The 18,586-nt window shown below is 73.2% G+C and carries 12 protein-coding genes; 4 read left to right on the top strand and 8 right to left on the bottom strand.

The features are described from left to right. The first annotated feature begins 141 nt into the window (after positions 1–141). Positions 142–1,719 (top strand): sodium:solute symporter family protein, encoded by a 1,578-nt coding sequence (locus AB0I16_RS04625; protein ID WP_363247845.1) that lies wholly within the window; start codon positions 142–144, stop codon positions 1,717–1,719. Here the strand turns inward: AB0I16_RS04625 and AB0I16_RS04620 are convergent, their stop codons facing one another. Further along, the gene (locus AB0I16_RS04620; RefSeq protein WP_363247844.1) at positions 1,720–2,838 is read right to left on the bottom strand and encodes an ADP-ribosylglycohydrolase family protein; all 1,119 of its coding nucleotides are present in this window, start codon (positions 2,836–2,838) and stop codon (positions 1,720–1,722) included. A gap of 274 nt (positions 2,839–3,112) precedes the next feature. Here AB0I16_RS04620 and AB0I16_RS04615 point away from each other — a divergent pair, with 274 nt between their 5' ends. Together AB0I16_RS04615 and AB0I16_RS04610 are read left to right on the top strand one after the other, a co-directional pair. Continuing rightward, positions 3,113–4,522, top strand: a complete 1,410-nt coding sequence (locus AB0I16_RS04615) for an FG-GAP-like repeat-containing protein (protein ID WP_363247843.1) — start codon at positions 3,113–3,115, stop codon at positions 4,520–4,522. A 118-nt stretch (positions 4,523–4,640) separates the two neighbouring features. Next, positions 4,641–6,116: an FG-GAP and VCBS repeat-containing protein gene (locus AB0I16_RS04610; protein WP_363247842.1), complete on the top strand. Its 1,476-nt coding sequence runs from the start codon at positions 4,641–4,643 to the stop codon at positions 6,114–6,116. A gap of 31 nt (positions 6,117–6,147) precedes the next feature. On the opposite strand, the gene AB0I16_RS04605 is transcribed toward AB0I16_RS04610, so the two are convergent. Together AB0I16_RS04605 and AB0I16_RS04600 are read right to left on the bottom strand one after the other, a co-directional pair. Next, the gene (locus AB0I16_RS04605) at positions 6,148–8,769 is read right to left on the bottom strand and encodes a bifunctional FO biosynthesis protein CofGH (protein WP_363247841.1); all 2,622 of its coding nucleotides are present in this window, start codon (positions 8,767–8,769) and stop codon (positions 6,148–6,150) included. 56 nt (positions 8,770–8,825) lie between these two features. Further along, a complete protein-coding gene (locus AB0I16_RS04600) occupies positions 8,826–9,695 on the bottom strand; it encodes an LLM class F420-dependent oxidoreductase (RefSeq protein ID WP_363247887.1) in 870 nt (289 codons plus the stop codon). A 222-nt stretch (positions 9,696–9,917) separates the two neighbouring features. Here AB0I16_RS04600 and AB0I16_RS04595 point away from each other — a divergent pair, with 222 nt between their 5' ends. Further along, the gene (locus tag AB0I16_RS04595) at positions 9,918–11,444 is read left to right on the top strand and encodes a CehA/McbA family metallohydrolase (protein WP_363247840.1); all 1,527 of its coding nucleotides are present in this window, start codon (positions 9,918–9,920) and stop codon (positions 11,442–11,444) included. Positions 11,445–11,467: 23 nt separating this feature from the next. Here the strand turns inward: AB0I16_RS04595 and AB0I16_RS04590 are convergent, their stop codons facing one another. The 5 genes from AB0I16_RS04590 to AB0I16_RS04570 form a co-directional block, all read right to left on the bottom strand. Beyond that, positions 11,468–12,970, bottom strand: a complete 1,503-nt coding sequence (locus tag AB0I16_RS04590; protein ID WP_363247839.1) for an aldehyde dehydrogenase family protein — start codon at positions 12,968–12,970, stop codon at positions 11,468–11,470. Further along, a complete protein-coding gene (locus AB0I16_RS04585; protein ID WP_363247838.1) occupies positions 12,967–14,706 on the bottom strand; it encodes a D-aminoacylase in 1,740 nt (579 codons plus the stop codon). The genes AB0I16_RS04590 and AB0I16_RS04585 overlap by 4 nt, the downstream gene beginning before the upstream one ends. A gap of 441 nt (positions 14,707–15,147) precedes the next feature. Next, the gene (locus AB0I16_RS04580) at positions 15,148–16,269 is read right to left on the bottom strand and encodes an LLM class flavin-dependent oxidoreductase (RefSeq protein ID WP_363247837.1); all 1,122 of its coding nucleotides are present in this window, start codon (positions 16,267–16,269) and stop codon (positions 15,148–15,150) included. Between the two features lie 180 nt (positions 16,270–16,449). Then, positions 16,450–17,247, bottom strand: a complete 798-nt coding sequence (locus AB0I16_RS04575; protein WP_363247836.1) for an SDR family NAD(P)-dependent oxidoreductase — start codon at positions 17,245–17,247, stop codon at positions 16,450–16,452. Positions 17,248–17,301: 54 nt separating this feature from the next. Then, on the bottom strand, positions 17,302–18,246 hold the full coding sequence (locus AB0I16_RS04570; RefSeq protein ID WP_363247886.1) for an LLM class F420-dependent oxidoreductase: 945 nt from the start codon (positions 18,244–18,246) through the stop codon (positions 17,302–17,304). Positions 18,247–18,586: the final 340 nt, after the last annotated feature.

Here is an 18,586-nt window from a genome sequence, read left to right as displayed (position 1 = left end):
CCTGTCGCGCGGTTGTCGGGGAGCTGTGGCCGAACCCACGATGAGCGGGCACTTCCGGGGCGTTCATGGTCCCGTCGGCCGGTACCGGCGGAGTGCGAGCCATGCATGCGCAGTTCACCAGGCGGACCCCTGGAGGGCCATATGAACAGTCTCGACTGGGCCGTGCTCATCGGCTACTTCGGCGTGATGGTCGCGATCGGCGTGTGGTCCCACAAGCGGGTCGACAACGTCAGCGACTTCTTCACGGCCGGCGGAAAGATGCCCTGGTGGCTGTCGGGCATCTCGCACCACATGTCCGGCTACAGCGCGGTGATGTTCACCGGCTACGCCGGCATCGCGTACACCTACGGCGTGACGTCCTTCGTCACCTGGTCGTTCCCCATCGCGCTCGGCATCGCCATCGGCGCCCGCCTCTTCGCGCCCCGCATCAACCGGCTGCGCTCACGGCTGCACGTGGCATCGCCGCTCGAATACCTCAAGACCCGCTACAACCTCAAGACCCAGCAGGCCCTCGCCTGGTCGGGGATGCTGCTCAAGATCGTGGACGTCGGCGCCAAGTGGGCCGCCATCGCGACGCTGCTCTCGGTGTTCACGGGCGCCTCCCTCAACCAGGGCATCCTGATCACCGGCGTCGTCACCGCCATCTACTGCACCATCGGCGGCCTGTGGGCCGACGCGCTGACCGAACTCGGCCAGTTCGTCATCCAGCTCCTGGCCGGAATCGCCATGTTCGTGGCGGTCGTCGCCGAGCTGGGCGAGTTCGGCGGGTTCTTCGGCGTCTGGGACGAACCGGAGCTGGCCGGACACGGAAAGCCGCTGGTCGGCCCGTACGGCACGGTCTTCCTGCTCGCCTTCCTCTTCATCAAGCTCTTCGAGTACAACGGCGGCATGCTCAACCAGGCGCAGCGCTACATGGCGACCGCGAACGCCAAGGAGGCCGCGCGCTCCGCGAAGCTCTCCGCGATCCTCTGGCTGGTCTGGCCCCTCGTCCTCTTCTTCCCCATGTGGATGTCGCCGCTGCTCGTCGACGCCGAGAAGCCCGACGGCTCGGACGCGTACGCGCTGATGACGGAGCAGCTCCTGCCGCACGGCCTGCTCGGCCTGGTCATCGTCGGCTTCTTCTCGCACACCATGGCGATGTGCTCCTCCGACGCCAACGCCATCGCCGCCGTCTTCACCCGTGACGTGGCGCCCGCGTTCTCCGCGCGGGCCCGGGCGTGGAGCGAGCGGAAGGGCCTGATCGCCGCCCGGCTGACCACCGTCGTCTTCCTCGCCCTGTCGATGGCGGTCGCCACACAGGTGAACTCGCCGGCCTTCAAGGACATCATCACCGTCGTCATCAAGTGGGTCGCCGGCCTCATGGGCCCCATCGCGATCCCGATGATGCTGGGCCTGCTGCGCACCTTCCGCAGGTCGGGACCGACCGCGGCCCTCACCGGCTGGGCGGCCGGACTGTTCGCCTTCTACCTGGTCAACTACCCGATCAACGACGCCATCGACGGCGGCGTCGCCCTCCAGTACCAGGTGTCCATCCCGCTGGCGGTCTCGCTGGTCCTCTACATCGTCATCGGTCACGTGAAGCCGGAGGACACCCCGGAGCGGGACGCGCTCATCGAGCGCATCAACACCGACGACGACGGACCGGAAGGCGCCGCGGCGGCCGTCCCCTCGCCCGCCGAGCCGCGGGACGGCGCGGTGGGCACCCCCGTGAAGGACTGATCAGGCGCGGGGGTAGCGGGCGAGCCAGCCGGGGGAGGAGGCCGCGGGGCCGTGCAGAGCGGGGCCCTGGGTCATCTCCATCGCGAAGTCGTCCGCCAGCTCCAGGATCGTCGCCCGGCCCTCCAGCTCCGTGAGCCAGCCGGGCGGCAGCGCCGTCTCCCCGTGCAGCGCGCCGAGCAGGGCCCCGGTGAGCGCGCCCGTCGCCGACGAGGGCCCGCCGTGGTTGACGGCGAGCCGCACCCCGTGGCGGATGTCCTCGCCGACCAGGGCGCAGTACGCCGCGACGGCGAGCGCACCCTCGGCGGCCCCGTCACCGAGCAGCTCCTCCACCCGGGCCGCCGTGGGCATGCCCTGGCGTACGGCGCCCAGGGCGTGCCGCAGGGCGTCCGTGACGGGCTCCCGGCCCGGACGCGAGGCCAGCAGGGCCAGGGCCCGCTGGATCGCCCCGTCCAGGGACTCCCCGCGCGCGAGGCCGTGCAGGATGACGGAGTGGGCGCCCGCCGCCAGGCACGCGGCGGGGTGGCCGTGGGTCTGGGCGGCGCACTCGACGGCGAGCTGGAGCACGAGCTGCGGCTCCCAGCCGACGAGCAGCCCGAAGGGCGCGGACCTGACGGCGGCCTCGGGGCCGCGCTCGCCGGGGTTCTTGGGGGCCTCCAGGGTGCCCATGACGTCGTTGCCGAGGCCGAGGAGGCAGGCGCGGGACGGGCCGCGGCGCGCGTACAGCCACTCCTCGCGGGCCAGCCAGCCGTCCTCCTCGCGCCGCTCGTCCGGGCCCCAGTCGCTCTGCGTCGCGGCCCAGCGGCGGTAGGCGCGGTGCAGGTCCGTCGGCGGGTGCCAGGCCCCGGTGTCGCGCCGCACCTGGGCGCGTATCAGCCCGTCGACCGTGAAGAGGGTGAGCTGGGTGGCGGCGGTGACCGCGCCGCGCCTGCCGTACGCGGGCACGGGGTCGACCAGGCCATCCGCGCCGTGCTCCGCGCGGATGGCGTCCAGGGAGAGCCCGTCGACGGGTGCCCCGAAGGCGTCGCCGACGGCGGCCCCGAGGAGCGTGCCCCGCACCCGGCTGCGGAAGTTCTGCTGCTCGGCGCGGCCCCAGACACCGGTGGCTGCTGCAGTGCCCACCGGGACCTCCCTCCGTGCCTCGACCGGTTGCGACTGCGCAGCACTGTAATCGACTGCGAACGATCGGTTCGGACGTCAAGTGGTATGCGAAGAGTCGCCCTTGAGGCGGCTTTTGGAAGGCGTTCACGGAAGCTTCGCAGATGCGACGGGAAGTGCCCCGTGAACGGACGGTTACCGCACGTTGCCCCCAAAAAGTCTCTGCGGTGTACAACCGAATTCGCGGAACGGGCGTCTGAAGCTGTGTCACACACTTTCCCCACAGGAGGACAAGCACGTGCGCCGCAGTCTCATCACCGCCGTGGCGGTCGCCTCTCTCACCGCCCCGCTCGCCCTGGCCGCCACCGGCAGCGCGTCAGCCGCCCCGCGCGCCGCCAAGGCCCCGGTCGTCGACTTCAACAAGGACGGATACGCAGACCTCGCCATCTCGGCCCCGGGCGCGTACGACAGCGACGTGCCCGGCAGCGTCTCCCTCGTGTACGGCTCGGCGAACGGTCCCGACAAGGCGAACGCCGTCACCATCAGCCGCGCCACGGCCGGGGTGCCCGGCTCCTCCGCGGACGGCGGGCACTTCGGCAACCGGACCGCCGCGGCCGACCTCGACGGTGACGGCTACACCGACCTCGTGGTCACCGGCGGCAAGAAGCCCGTCGTGCTGTGGGGCTCCGCCCAGGGCCTGACCGGTTCGGGCAGCTCCACGCTGGACTCGAACGGCGCCGGCGTCACCGCCGGCGACTTCAACGGCGACGGCAAGGGCGACCTCGTCACGGCCGAGTACCCGGAGCCCGAGGACCCGATGGACAACGACGACGAGGGCATGACCATCGCGTACGGGCCCTTCAAGCGGGACGGCAGGGCCGCGAGCACCCAGCAGGTCGTCACGAGCCAGACCTTCGGCCCCGGCGACTTCGTCGCGGGCGACGTGACGGGCGACGGCGCCGACGACATCGTCACCAGCCACGGCTTCGAGGAGGCGGCGCACAAGAGCCAGCTGTGGAAGGGCGGCAAGAACGGCGTGGCCACCACCTCGCAGAAGCTCGCGCCCTCCCTCGGCGGCGCGGTCGCGGACGTCGACGGCGACGGCTACGGCGACTTCGTCACCCGCGACATCGGCGGCAACTTCGAGGACATGCCGTACCAGAAGGGCACGGTCCTCGTCCGCTACGGCGCGGCGTCCGGCCTCTCGGACCGCACCACGAAGATCACCCAGGACACCGTGGGCGTCCCCGGCGTCGGTGAGGAGGGCGACGAGTTCGGCACCGCCGTCAGCGCGGGCGACGTGAACGGCGACGGTTACGCGGACGTGGCCATCGGCGTCCCCCACGAGGACATCGGCACGACCGCCGACGCCGGCAGCGTCGTCCTCCTCAAGGGCTCCCGCACCGGCCTGACCGGCACCGGCGCGCAGGCCTTCGACCAGTCCAAGGCCGGTGTCCCCGGCGCCTCCGAGAAGGGCGACAAGTTCGGCGGCACCGTCCTGCTCTCGGACACCGGCAAGGACGGCAAGGCCGACCTGACCGTGGGCGCGCCCGGCGAGGACGGCACCTACGCCGACTCCGGCGCGGTCTGGCACCTGCGCGGCACCGCGAACGGCCTGACCACCACCGGCATCGACTCGTTCGGCCCGGCGGCGATCGGCGCCAGGGAAAAGGGCGGCGTGCAGTTCGGCAGCGCGCTGGCGCGCTAGGGCGCGTTGCGAAAGCGGCGTCGTCCGCCCGCCGGACAGGCGGGACTTCCGCCACACGCCCCAGGTGCCGCAGGCAGAGGCTGTCCCGCGTCCCGCCACCCTCCCCGAGGAGCACCGCATGCCCGTCGACCGCGTGCCCGTCCACCGGGACCGGCCGCCCGTGCGGGCCCTTCGCCCCCGCCGGCGCCGCGCGGCCCGGTGGGCGGGCGCGGTGTGCGTGGCGGTCGCGCTGGCCGCGGGCGCCGTCGTCCTCGGCCGTGACACGGGCCGGCCGCCCGAGGGGCCCGCGAAGGCGCACGGCAAGCGGGTCGTCACGGACTTCGACGGGGACGGGCACGCCGACCTCGTCGTCCCCGCCCGGCTCAGCACGGCCGGCGGTGTGCGGCTCGCGGGCTCCGTCTCCGTCGTCCACGGCTCGGCGGCGGGGCCCGACCTGCGCCGCCCGCAGGTCGTCGACCGCGCCGCCGAGGGGCCGCTCGGCGATCTCGCGGCGCGCGAGGAGCAGTTCGGCACCGACGCCGTGGCCCGCGACCTCGACGGTGACGGCTTCACCGACCTCGCGCTCGGCAGGACCGTGCTGTGGGGCTCGCCCCGAGGGCTGCGCACCGGCGGCACGCTCGCCGTCGGCGGGGTCCGGGGCGGCGACTTCGACGGGGACGGCCACGCCGACCTGCTCGCGGCGGACCTGGCCGTCTCGTACGGGCCCTTCGACCGCTCGGGGAAGCCGAGCAGGAAGGGCTCCGCGCCGGAGAGGGCCTGGGGCGACTCCGACGTGCCCCGGACGGTCACCGTCGGCGACCTCACCGGCGACGGCCGCGACGACGTGGTCACCGGCCAGGGCTTCGAGGAGATGCAGTACCGCGGCTACTTCTTCGCGGGAGGCGCGGCGGGGCTCGCCCGCGAGCCGAAGGAGCTGAACACCTACAACGGCACCGGCACCGTGGGCGACGTCGACGGCGACGGGTACGGCGACCTCGTCGTCCGCGAGCTCGGGGCCGTATCGGAGTCCGCGGAGCACGACGAGGGCGAGATCCGCGTCCTGCGCGGCTCGCCGTCGGGCCCGGGGCGCGAGGCGGCCGTGATCGACCAGGAGACCGCGGGCGTTCCCGGCACCGGCGCGGAGGGCGACCAGTTCGGCTCCGCGCTCGCGGCGGGCGACGTCGACGACGACGGGTGGGCGGACGTCGCGGTCGGCGTACCCGGCGAGGACGGCGGCAGGGGCGGCGTGGTCCTGCTCTTCGGCTCACCCACCGGTCTGACCGGCGCGGGCGCGCGCTCCTTCGGCCAGGACACGCCGGGGATGCCGGGCACGGGCGAGCCCGGGGACGGCTTCGGCAGCGCGCTGCTCCTGACCGACATGACCGGCGACCGCCGGCCCGAGCTGGCGGTGGGCGCCCCCGGCGAGGACGGTGCCGCCCCCGACGCGGGCGCCGCATGGGTCCTGAACGGCACGTCCTCCGGGCCGGGGCCCCGCATCGGCCCGCGCCGCGTGGCGTCCTTCGGCCCCGCGGCGCTCGGCGCCCCCGAGCACGGCTCGGACGGCACGGTGATCAAGTGGACGGGCACCCACTTCGGCCGGACCCTGGTCGGCTGACCCGCCGCGCCGCCCGGCCGGGCACGGGCTCTCAGTCCGCCAGTGGCAGCAGCTCCGGCAGGTGGCCGTCCGAGGCGGCGGCGGCCCGCTGCCGCTCCTCGGGCACCTCCCCGTACAGCGTCGTCCGCGGCTTCGCGGGCCGGCCCGCCGCCTCCGCGATGGCCACGAGGTCCTCGATGGACCGGTAGGAGCCGTAACGGGAGCCCGCCATGCGGGAGATGGTCTCCTCCATCAGCGTCCCGCCCAGGTCGTTGGCGCCCGACCTGAGCATCTCGGCGGCGCCCTCCTGCCCCAGCTTCACCCAGCTCGTCTGGATGTTGGGGATGTACGGGTGCAGCAGCACCCGCGCCATGGCCGTCACCGCCCGGTTGTCGCGGGTGGTCGGCCCGGGGCGGGCGATGCCCGCGAGGTAGACGGGCGCGTTGGTGTGGATGAACGGCAGCGTCACGAACTCCGTGAAGCCGTCGACGCCCTTGTCGAGCGCCCTGCGCTGGACGGCCGCCAGCGTGCGGAAGTGGCCGAGCCAGTGCCGCGGCTGGTCCACGTGCCCGTACATCATCGTGGACGAGGACCTGATGCCGAGTTCGTGGGCGGTCTCGATGACCTCGATCCAGGTGGCCGTCGGCAGCTTGCCCTTGGTGAGGACCCAGCGGACCTCGTCGTCGAGGATCTCGGCGGCCGTCCCCGGGATGGAGTCGAGCCCCGCCTCCTTGGCGGCGGTGAGCCATTCCCGTATCGACAGACCGGTCCTGGTCGCGCCGTTGACGACCTCCATCGGCGAGAACGCGTGCACGTGCATGCCCGGCACGCGCTCCTTCACGGCCCGCGCGATGTCGAAGTAGGCGGTGCCCGGCAGGTCGGGGTGGATGCCGCCCTGCATGCACACCTCGACCGCCCCGACGCCCCACGCCTGCTCGGCGCGGTCGGCGACCTGGTCGAGGGAGAGCGTGTAGGCGTCGGCGTCGGTCCTGCGCTGCGCGAAGGCGCAGAAGCGGCAGCCGGTGTAGCAGACGTTGGTGAAGTTGATGTTCCTGGTGACGATGTACGTGACGTCGTCGCCGCTGACCGTCCTGCGGATGTCGTCGGCGACGCCGCAGAGCGCGTCGAGCGCGGGCCCGTCGGCGTGCAGCAGCGCCAGCGCCTCGTCGTCGGTGAGCTTCGTCGGGTCGTCGGCGGCCTGCTTCAGGGCCGCGCGGACGTCGCCGTCGATGCGGGAGGGCACCATGCCGGGCGCCGCGCGCTCCCGCAGCGCATCCCAGTCGCCGTACACCTCGTCGAAGTCGTCGCGCCGGTCGCTGGTGCGCCCCTCCGTGTCGATGGTGCGGTGCAGGTCGGTGCGGCCCGCCGAGGCCACGTACCCCTCGTCGGGCTCCTGCCAGGGGTGGCCCTCGACCACCGCGTCGGGGCGCGCGAGGCCGGTCTCCGGGTCGGCGAGGGCCCGCAGGTGCGGCAGGAGGCGGGGGTCGAGCCACGGCTCGCCGCGCCGCACGAACTCGGGGTAGACGCAGAGCCGTTCGGCCAGTGTGAAGCCGGCCGCCGCGGACCGCTCGGCCAGCTCCGCCACCCGCGGCCAGGGCTTCTCGGGGTTGACGTGGTCGATGGTGACGGGCGAGACGCCGCCCCAGTCGTCGATCCCCGCCCCGATGAGCCGCTCGTACTCGCCCGCGATGAGGTTCGGCGGCGCCTGGATGTTCCCCGAGGGACCCATGATGTGCCGGGCGACGGCGATGGTCGCGACGAGGTCGTCGATCTCCGCGTCGGGCATGCCGCGCATCGCCGTGTCCGGCTTGGCGCGGAAGTTCTGGATGATCAGCTCCTGGACGCCGTGGTACGCCCGCGCCACCCGCCGCAGCGCGAACAGCGAGTCGGCGCGCTCCTCGTACGTCTCGCCGATCCCGATGAGCAGTCCGCTGGTGAACGGCACGGAGGAGCGTCCGGCGTCCTCCAGGACCCGCAGCCGCACGGCGGGCTCCTTGTCGGGCGAGCCGTGGTGCGGCATGCCCGGCTCGCTCCACAGCCGCTCGGCGGTCGTCTCCAGCATCATCCCCATGCTGGGCGCGACCGGCTTGAGCCGCTGGAAGTCCGTCCAGGTCAGGACGCCGGGGTTGAGGTGCGGCAGCAGCCCGGTCTCCTCCAGGATGCGGATGGAGATGGCGCGGACGTACGCGATGGTGTCGTCGTACCCCTCGGCCTCCAGCCACTCGCGGGCCTCCGGCCACCGGTCCTCCGGCTTGTCGCCGAGGGTGATCAGGGCCTCCTTGCAGCCGAGTTCGGCGCCGCGCCGGGCGATGCCGAGGACCTCGTCCGGGGACATGAACATGCCGTGGCCGTCCCTGCGCAGCTTGCCGGGCACGGTCGCGAACGTGCAGTAGTGGCACTTGTCGCGGCAGAGCCGGGTGAGCGGGATGAACACGCTCTTGGAGTACGTGATGACGCCGGGCCGCCCCGCCGCCTCCAGACCCGCGTCCCGCACCCGCGCCGCGGAGGCCGCCAGGTCGCCCAGGTCCTCGCCGCGCGCCTGGAGCAGCACGGCCGCCTCGGTCACGTCGAGCGCGACCCCGTCCCTGGCCCGCCTGAGCGCGCGGCGCATGGCGTTCGCGGTGGGTCGTCCGGCCTCGGGTCGCTGCGCGCTGTTGGTCATGTCCCCGAGCATACGAGCGGCCCCACCTGACACGGACAGGCACTTCCCTCCCTTTTTTCCACCACGTCTCACTCCCGCGGGGTCACGCAGTGCCGCATCCCGTCCAGGGCACGGCGGACCTCCGTCTCCCCGGCCGCGGGCAGCTGCACGATCACCTCGTCGACGCCCAGCTCCGCGTAGTGCGCGAGCTTGCCCGGCTCGGGGGCCACCCCGGTCAGCGCCACGTACAGGTCGTCCGGGTCGCGGCCCGCCTCCGCCCACGTCGTGCGCAGCACCGGCAGCGCCTCGCGCAGCCCGCTGCCGCCGATCGGCATCCAGCCGTCGGCGTACTCCGCGACGTGCGCGAAGAGCCCCGGTCCCGCGGCGCCGCCGACCAGCGTGCGCGGCCCGTACAGCGGTGCCCTGCCCGGCCGCTCGCGCGGCGCCAGGGACGGCTTCGGATGCACCTCGCTGGAGCGCACCGAGCCGAACTCCCCCTCGTACTCCGTGGGCCGGTCCGCCCAGAGCGCCCGCATCAGCGCCAGCCTGTCCCGCACCACGGCCCGCCGCCTCGGCCACGGCACCCCGTGGTCCTCGGCCTCCTCGCGGTTCCAGCCGTAGCCGACGCCGAACGTGACGCGGCCTCCCGAGAGGTGGTCGAGGGTCGCGACCTGCTTGGCCAGGTCGATCGGGTCGTGCTGGGCGACCAGGGCGATGTTGGTGCCGAGCGTGATCCGTTCCGTGACGGCCGCCGCCTGGGCGAGGGCCACGAAGGGACTGAGCATGCGGGCGCACTCGGGCGGCAGCTCACCGCCCGGGTAGACGGTCTCGCGGGGCACGGGGATGTGCGTGTGCTCCGGCACGTAGAGGCCGTCGAAGCCGCGCACCTCCAGCTCACGGCCGAGCCGGGCGGGGCCGATCGTGCCGTCCGTCAGGTACAGCGTGGCCGAGATGCGCACGGGTGCCTCCGGGGGCTTCGGGGGGTGCGGCACGTCCTCGGGCCTTCCTATCCCCGGACGGCCGGTTGGTCCATGGCTGTGGCGTGACGCTCCGGGGCGGGCCGAAGAACCGACACACCGACTGAGTACGTCAATCACCTTCCCTTGCGCCACTGTTCACGGCTCAATACCAGGGTTGCACGCACCACCCGCGTCACCACCGACACCCTGGGGAGCCGCAGCATGTGCCAGGACGCCGTACACCAGCCGCTGAACCGGCGAGGACTGTTCGTGACGGGAGCCGCCGCCGCGCTTACGTTGGGCACCGTGAACTTCGCCAGCGGCGCCGAGCGGCGCGCACCGGCCGACGGCAAGGAGACGAGGACCGTCCGCGGCACGCTGCCGCCGGGCGCCCCCGACTTCGTCTACCTCCCCGTCGAGGTACCGCACGGCGTCAGCGAACTCCGCGTCGCCTACACGTACGAGAGGCCGTCCGTGCCCGCGGGCACCCAGGGCAACGCCCTGGACATCGGCGTCTTCGACGAGCGCGGCACCGGCCTCGGCGGGCGCGGCTTCCGCGGCTGGTCCGGCGGCGCCCGCACGGAGTTCTTCATCCGCGCCGACGACGCCACCCCCGGCTACATCCCGGGCCGCGTCCGCGCCGGCACCTGGCACATCGCCCTCGGCCCGTACACCGTCGCCCCCGGCGGCCTCCCCTACGAGGTGACGATCACGCTCACCTACGGGGCGCCCGGCACCACCCCGAGGCCGGTGTACCCGCCCGAGCGGGCCAGGGGCCGGGGCCGCGCCTGGTACCGGGGCGACTGCCATCTGCACTCCGTCCACTCCGACGGCAGACGCACCCTCGCCGAGGTCGCCGCGGCGGCGCGCGCCGCCGGGCTCGACTTCATCAACAGCTCCGAGCACAACACCCACTCGGCGCACGCCCACTGGGCCGAGCACGCGGGCGACGACCTGCTGATCATGGTCGGCGAGGAGGTCACCACCCGCAACGGCCACGTGGTGGCCCTCGGCACCGACCCCGGCACGTTCATCGACTGGCGCTACCGCGCCCGCGACAACCGCTTCGGCACGTACGCGCGGAAGATCCGCGACGCCGGCGGCCTCGTCGTCCCCGCCCACCCGCACGCCACCTGCGTCGGCTGCAACTGGAAGTTCGGCTTCGGCGAGGCGGACGTGATCGAGGCATGGAACGGCCCGTACACCCCGGACGACGAGGTGGCCCTCGCCGACTGGGACAGTCAACTCGTCGCCTCCGTACGCGGCGGGCGGCCCTGGATTCCCGCGATGGGCAGCAGCGACGCCCACCGGGAGCCCGACCCGGTCGGCGGCCCCCAGACGGTGGTCCTGGCCGACGACTTGACCCGCGAGGCCATCCTCGAAGGGCTGCGCCGCGGGCACGCGTACGTGGCCGAGTCCAAGGACGTCGCCCTCACCTTCACCGCGACGGGCGGCAAGGGCGGGCACGCGGGCATCGGCGAACGCCTCGACGTCGACCGCGACGCCCCGCTGACCGTCCGCCTCGACGTGCGCGGCGCCCCCGGCTGCGTCCCCCGCTTCGTCACCGACCAGGGCGTCCTGCACACCGGCCCCGCCCTGCCGGCCTCCGGCGACGGCACGCTGGTCTGGCGGACGACCGCGTCGTACGCGGCGTACGTCCGCGCCGAGGTCCGCCACCCCGCGACGACCCCGGGCCTGCCCGGCCCGCTGGCCGCGTTCACCAACCCGGTGTTCCTGGGCCGCGCCTGACGCCGTCCGGCCGGGGGCGCGCCTCACCCCGGCCAGACGATCGCCTGGGTCTCGCTGTACGCGTGGAGCGCGTACGAACCGACGTCGCGGCCCACGCCGCTCCGCTTGAAGCCGCCGAACGGGGCCTCCATGTTGCGGCCCACCGTGTTGACGCCGACGCCACCCGCCCGCAGGCGGCGGGCGACGCGGAAGGCGCGGGCCACGTCGCCGGAGAAGACGTAGTCGACGAGGCCGTAGTCGCTGTCGTTGGCCAGGGCGACCGCCGCCTCCTCGGCGGACCCGGGGTCCTTCGGGTCGTCGCCGTCGAACGGGACGACGGCGACGACCGGGCCGAAGATCTCCTCGCGGACCACCCGCATGTCGCTGGTGCAGTCCGCGAGGAGCGTCGGGGCGACGTAGAAGCCGCGGCCGGAGCCGGGCCCCGTCGGGCGCTCGCCGCCCGCGGCCACGCGTGCGCCCTCCTTGCGGCCCGACTCGACGTACGCCTCGATCCGCTCGCGGTGCGCCGCCGAGATGACCGGCCCCACGACGGTGCCGCGCTGCCGCGGGTCGCCGACCGGCAGGTGCTCGATGTACGCGGCCAACTTCGCGAGCAGCCGCTCGTACACGGCCCGCTGGGCGATGACGCGGGTCGGGGCGGTGCAGATCTGGCCGCTGTAGAAGGAGAAGGTGGTGCCGATGCCGGCCACCGCCACGTCCAGGTCCGCGTCGTCGAGGACGATCGCCGCGCCCTTGCCGCCCAACTCCATGAGCTGGCGCTTCATCGTGCGCCCGCAGACCTCGCCGATGCGCTGCCCGACGGCGGTCGACCCGGTGAAGCTCACCATGTCGACGTCCGGGGAGCCGACGGCCGCCTCGCCCACGGCGACGTCGGTGCCCGAGACGACGTTGACGACGCCGGGCGGGACGCCCGCCTCCTCCAGGGCCGCCGCCATCCGGTAGACGGAGAGCGGGTCCTGCGGGGCGGGCTTGACCACCACCGTGTTGCCCATGGCGAGCGCGGGCGCGACCTTGCCCGCGGCGTTCGCCCAGGGGTTGTTGTACGAGGTGACGCACGTGACGACGCCGACCGGCTGCCGCACGGCGAGCGCGCCGACGACGGCCGCCTTCCCCATCGGCCCGGCCGCGTTGATCTGCGGCGGCAGGGCGGTCTCCAGCGGTTCGAGCGCGCCCTTCGCGTACCGCTCGAAACGGGCGACGGCCACCGCGACCTGCATACCGCGCGCGGTGGCGGTCGTCGCGCCGGTCTCGGCCTGGGCGAGCCGGGCGGACGCCTCGCTGTCGCGCCGCATGACCGAGGCGGCGCGGGCGAGGAGGGCGGACCGCTCATCGGGAGTGGTGCGGGACCAGCTCGCGAAGGCCTCGCGGGCCGCGGCGGTCGCCGCGTACACCTGCTCCCGGCTCGCCTCGGGCGCGAGGCCGACGACCTCTTCGCTCGCGGGGTCGACGACCTCGTGGTGGCCGTGGTCGGGCTCCACCCACGCACCGCCGATGAACAGCCGCTGCGGGCCGTGGCCACCGCTCACTTGGTGCCCACCGTCCTGGTGTCGCGGCCCGAGCGCAGAATCCTGCCGGGCACGGCTCCGGTGACGACGTCCTCGCGGATGGCCTCGACACCGTTGACCCAGACCGCGCTGACGCCGATGGCCCTGGAGTCCAGGCGGGGGCTTGCGCCCGGCAGGTCGTGGACGAGCGTGGCCTTGCCCGCGTCGATCCGCTCCGGGTCGAAGAGGACCAGGTCGGCGTGGAACCCCTCGACGATCCGGCCGCGCTCGCGCAGCCCGAACAGCCGGGCGGGGTCATCGGTGAGCATCTTGACCGCCTCCTCGAGACCGACCAGCTTCCGGCCGCGCAGGCAGTCACCGATGAACCGGGTCGTGTACGGGGCCCCGCACATGCGGTCCAGGTGCGCCCCCGCGTCCGAGCCGCCGAGCAGCACGTCCTCGTGCCGCCAGGTCTCGGCGCGCAGCGCCCAGGAGTCCGGGTCGTTGTCGGTGGGCATCGGCCAGAGCACGGTGCGCAGCTCGTCGGCGGCGCAGATCTCGACGAGGCACGCGAAGGGCTCCTGCCCGCGCTCGGCCGCGATGTCACCGACGACGCGCCCGGTGAGCCCCTGGTTCCGCTCGCTGTACGTGTCCCCGATGACGTACCGGTCGAAGCGGGCGAGCCGCCGGAAGACGCCCGCCTCCTTGCTGTCCGCGCGCCGCAGCATCTCCGCGCGGACCGCCGGGTCGCGCAGCCGCGCGATCCGCTCGGGCACGGGGAGGCCGAGGACGTCGCCCCAGCCGGGGATGAGGTTGAGGGCGCAGAACGTGCCGAGCGACATGTTCATGGGCGTGAGGATCGGCATCGTGAGGGCGACGACGCGGCCCCCGGCGTCCCTGGCCCGTTCACTGGCCGCGAGCTGGCGCGGCACGCGCTCGGGGACGGCGGCGTCGATGGTCAGCACGTTCCAGTTCAGGGGGCGCCCGGCGGCCACGCTCATCCCGACGAACAGCTCGATCTCCTCGTCGCTGAACTGGTCGAGGCATCCGGTGACGATCGCTTCGAGCTGCGTCCCCTCGTGCTCGGCGACGGCGCGGGAGAGCGCGAGCAGTTCCTCGGGCCCGGCGTGCCGGGAGGCCACGGGCCGCCCGTCGCCGTCGGAGTGCGTAGAGGACTGGGTGGTGGACAGCCCCCAGGCGCCCGCGTCCATCGCCTCGTGCAGCAGCCGCACCATGGCGTCGAGCTGGGCGGGCCCGGGCTGCCCGCCGACAGCGTCCGCGCCCATGACGTACCGCCGCAGGGCGCAGTGCCCGACCATGAACCCCGCGTTGACGGCGACGCGGCCCTCCAGGGCGTCCAGGTACTCCCCGAACGAGCTCCACGTCCAGGGCGCCCCCTCTTCGAGGGCGACCAGCGACATGCCCTCGACCTTCGACATCATCCGCCGCGTGTAGTCGGCGTCCTCGGGCCGCCCCGGGTGCAGTGGCGCCAGCGTGAACCCGCAGTTGCCGCCGGCGACGGTCGTCACGCCGTGGTTGAGCGACGGCGTGGCGTACGGGTCCCAGAAGAGCTGGGCGTCGTAGTGCGTATGCGGATCGACGAACCCGGGCGCGAGCACGAGCCTCCGGGCCTCCTCCGCGGACCGCGCCTCCTCGGCGACGGTCCCCGGCTCGGCGATGACGGCGATCCGCCCGTCCCGCAGCCCGACATCGGCGACATGGGCGGGGGCGCCGGTCCCGTCGACGACGGTCGCGCCCTTGATGAGGTGGTCGAGCATGACGGGACGATCCCTTCCAGGAAGCGGACGACTCGGGTTACGTCTCACCGGTCCGGAGTACGGTGTCGCCGGTCGGCGCCCGGTCTTCCGAACCACTCCAACGCGGCCGGAGCCCTGACAGCCCGTCCGGCGCTTGAGGACGAGCCCGCAGGGCGACAATCAAGCCCGTCCGGCGCTTGAGGACGAGCCCGCAGGGCGACAATCAAGCCCGTCCGGCGCTTGAGGACGAGCCCGCAGGCCGACAATCAAGCCCGTCCGGCGCTTGAGGACGAGCCCGCAGGGCGACGATCAAGCCCGTCCGGCGTTTGAGGACGAGCCCGCAGGGCGATGCGCAGGGACGCAGCCCCGGCCAGGGGAACCAGCCCCGGAGCACGGGGACCAGCCCGTCTGGCGAAGACCCCGGCTTCCGTCCGGGAGAGGAAGCCGGGGAGCATCAACGTTTCACCCCGCCCGGCGGAACCTCGTGGTCCGGTGGACAGGGTCCGTGTCGATCTTCGGGATCACGTGCTCCCCGATCAGCCGGATCGTGTTCTTCGTGTCCTCGGGCGAGATCCCGATCGGCAGCCCGAAGCTGAGCTGGTCGGCCCCCGCCTGCTCCCACCGCTTGCACTGCGTCAGCACCTCGTCCGGGTCACCGCAGATCATCAGCTCCTCGGCGATGAGCAGCTCGATGATCTCCTCGCTGTACGCGGGGAGCAGTTCGGGCCACTCGGGAATGCCCTCGGGCCGCGGGAACGTGTCGTGGTAGCGGAACAGCAGCGACTGGAGGTAGTTGAGGCCGCCGCCGACCGCGATCTCCACGGCCTTGGCGTGCGTCTCCGCGCAGATCGCCGTGGACGTCACCATGACGTTGTCGTTGACGAAGGCGCCGACCGGCTCGGCGTCCCGCACGGCCGTCTTGTACGACTCGACGACCCACTCCATGTCGGACACCTTCTGCACACTGAACCCGAGCACACCGAGCCCCTTCTTCCCCGCCATCGCGTACGAGGAGGGGGACCCGGCGGCGTACCACATCGCCGGGTGCGACGTCCCGTACGGCTTCGGCAGGATCTTGCGCGGCGGCAGGGACCAGTGCTTGCCCCGGAAGCCGGCGTACTCGTCCTGGAGCCACATCTTGGGGAACTCCGCGATCGTCTCCTCCCAGAGTTCCTTGGTGTGGTTCATGTCGGTGACGCCCGGCATGAAGCCGAGGATCTCGTGCGACCCGGCGCCGCGCCCCGAGCCGAACTCGAAGCGCCCCTCGGAGAGGTGGTCCAGCATCGCGACCTTCTCGGCGACCTTGACCGGGTGGTTGACGGGGGCGAGCGGGTTGAAGATGCCGGACCCGAGGTGGATGCGGTCGGTGGCGTGGGCGAGGTATCCGAGGAAGACGTCGTTGGCGGAGAGGTGCGAGTACTCCTCCAGGAAGTGGTGCTCGGAGGCCCAGGCGTACTTGAAGCCCGACTTGTCCGCCTGGATGACGTACTCGGTCTCCTCGATCAACGCCTTGTGCTCGGCTTCGGGGTCGACCTGGGCCCGCGCGGCGGGCACGTATCCCTGTACGAAGAGACCGAATTCCAAGGAGGTTCACCGTCCTCAAGAGGTCCGCTGTGCCGCTTGTCGTGTCCGACGACCCTTTCTGACGGCCCGTCAGATCGTGCTGCGTCGACTGTTCCACCGGGGCCGTGGACCGTCAAGGGCCGACACCCGGCCGGCCTGGCCCGCGCCCCGCCCGGGCCCGCGCCCCGCCCGGGGGCACGCTCAGATGACGCTGACGCCCGCCAGCCAGCCGCCGTCGACGACGAAGGGCTGGCCCGTGATGTACGCGGAGTCGTCGCCGGTCAGGAACAGCGCGAGCGCCGCGACCTCCTCGGGCGCGCCGACCCGCCCGAGCGGCACCAGCTTCTTGTAGAGCCCCGCGACCGCCGCCCTGGCCTCCTCCGGGTCCGCGGTGGGGTCGAGTTGCGCCGGGTTCGTCATGGGGGTGTCGACGGCCCCCGGGCAGACGGCGTTGACGCGGATGTTCCGCCCGGCCAGTTCGAGCGCGGCGACCCTCGTGAGACCGAGGATCGCGTGCTTGGTGGCGGCGTACGCGCCCACGTACGCCATGCCGGTGAGGGCCGTGTAGGAGGCCGTGTTCACGATGGTGCCGCCTCCGGCGGCGGCCATCTCCGGGGCGGCGGTGCGGATGCCGAGGAAGCAGCCGATCTGGTTGACCCGGATGATCTCCTCGAACTCCGCGAGGGGGGTGCTGAGCAGTTCGTTGAAGCGGAGGATGCCGGCGTTGTTGACGAGGCCGTCCACCTTTCCGTAGGTCTCCTTGGTGGTGGTGACGGCTGCCTGCCAGTCGGTCTCCTGTCCGACGTCCAGGTGGATGTAGGTTGCCGCCCCCTTCCCTCGCTCCTCCTGGATCTCCTTAACCAGGGCCTCGCCCTGGTCGTCCAGCACGTCGGCGACGACGACCCTCGCCCCTTCGGCGGCGAAGAGCCGCGCCTCCTGCTCGCCCTGGCCGCGCGCGCCACCGGTGACGATGACCACGCGGCCGTCCAGCTTGCCCATGCCGTGCTCCCTTGTGTCGGGTGGTGTGGGGCGTCAGTCGTCAGCCGTCGGGCGTCAGTCGTCCAGGTGCGGGGCCACTTCTGCGGCGAACGCCGTCATCTGGTCCGTGAGTTCGGTGCGGGTGCGGCTGCGGAAGCGCACCTGGATCTGGTCGACGCCCATCGCGCGGTAGGCGCGCAGGGACTCGGCGAGGACGTCCGGTTTTCCGGTGAGGGTGCGGCGGCCCACGGGCCAGGCGGCTTCGCCGACGTACAGCGGCTCGGTGATCGCGCCGATCATGATCGGCTCGTCGATCTCCGCCTGCGCGCGCAGGCGCCTGAGCCTGTCGATCTGCGCGGGCAGCTCGTCCCTCGGGTCGCCCTGGGGCAGCCAGCCGTCACCGCGGGTCGCGGCCCTGCGGAGGGCCGCGGGTGAGGAACCGCCGATCCACAGGGGGACGCGGGGCTGGGCGGGGCGGGGAAGCTGGCCGAGCCCCTCGAAGTGGAAGCGCTCGCCGTGGTGGGCGGGGTACTCGTCCTGGCCGAGGGCCGCCCGCAGGGCGTCGACGCTCTCGTCGAGGATCGGGCCCCGCTGCTCGAAGTCGACCCCCAGGGCCTCGAACTCCTCCCGTACGTGGCCCGCGCCGACGCCGAGGATGAGGCGGCCGTGACTGAGGTGGTCGAGGGTGGCGTACTGCTTGGCGGTGGCCAGGGGGTGGCGGAGGCCGACGATGGCTACGTGGGCCATGAGGTGGACGGTGTGTGTGATGCCGGCGAGGTAGGCGAGGGTGGAGACGGGGTCGTACCAGACGGTGCTCATGGCTTCGGCGAGGCGGCGCGGGATGGCTACGTGGTCGCATCCCGCGAGGTAGGCGAAGCCGGTGCGGTCCGCTGTGCGGGCGACCTCGGCGAGGTCGTCCGGGCCTGCGGTTCTCTCCCAGGGCTCGGCGTAGAGGGAGCTCTGCGACTGCACGGGCAACTGCATCCCGTACGCGAGCCGCCCTTGCCGGAATCCACCCATGCCCAACGCCACCTTCCGCTCGGTCGGACTGGCGGCCATGGTGGTATCTGACGGTCCATCAGGCAAGGGGTGGAGGGGTAGTGGTGCGGGGGCGCGGCGTGCGGGGACGCGCGGCGTGGGGGCGCGTGGTGCGGGCACGCGTGGCGCGAGGACGCGTGGCGTGGAAACGCGCGGCGCGGGGCGCGGCGCGGGGCGCGGCGCGGGGCGCGGCGCGGGGCGCGGCGCGGTTGGCGGGACTTGGGGCGGGGCCGCGGGGGTATGTGCGTGCTCGCCATCTTGGCCTCGGCGCCCGGTCATGTGCGCGGGGTCACGCGGAATCCCTGTGCTGCGCTCGCGCATA

The organism is Streptomyces sp. NPDC050703, assembly GCF_040654435.1.
Taxonomy (GTDB): Bacteria; Actinomycetota; Actinomycetes; order Streptomycetales; family Streptomycetaceae; genus Streptomyces.
The sequence above is the reverse complement of the archived record's forward strand: the minus strand, read 5'-3'. Positions and strand labels throughout refer to the sequence as shown.

Coding starts and splice junctions, on each gene's coding strand:
- AB0I16_RS04625 (WP_363247845.1), top strand. CDS start 142: ATGAACAGTCTCGACTGGGCCGTGCTCATCGGCTACTTCGGCGTGATG.
- AB0I16_RS04610 (WP_363247842.1), top strand. CDS start 4,641: ATGCCCGTCGACCGCGTGCCCGTCCACCGGGACCGGCCGCCCGTGCGG.
- AB0I16_RS04605 (WP_363247841.1), bottom strand. CDS start 8,769: ATGCTCGGGGACATGACCAACAGCGCGCAGCGACCCGAGGCCGGACGA.
- AB0I16_RS04595 (WP_363247840.1), top strand. CDS start 9,918: ATGTGCCAGGACGCCGTACACCAGCCGCTGAACCGGCGAGGACTGTTC.
- AB0I16_RS04585 (WP_363247838.1), bottom strand. CDS start 14,706: ATGCTCGACCACCTCATCAAGGGCGCGACCGTCGTCGACGGGACCGGC.
- AB0I16_RS04575 (WP_363247836.1), bottom strand. CDS start 17,247: ATGGGCAAGCTGGACGGCCGCGTGGTCATCGTCACCGGTGGCGCGCGC.
- AB0I16_RS04570 (WP_363247886.1), bottom strand. CDS start 18,246: ATGGGTGGATTCCGGCAAGGGCGGCTCGCGTACGGGATGCAGTTGCCC.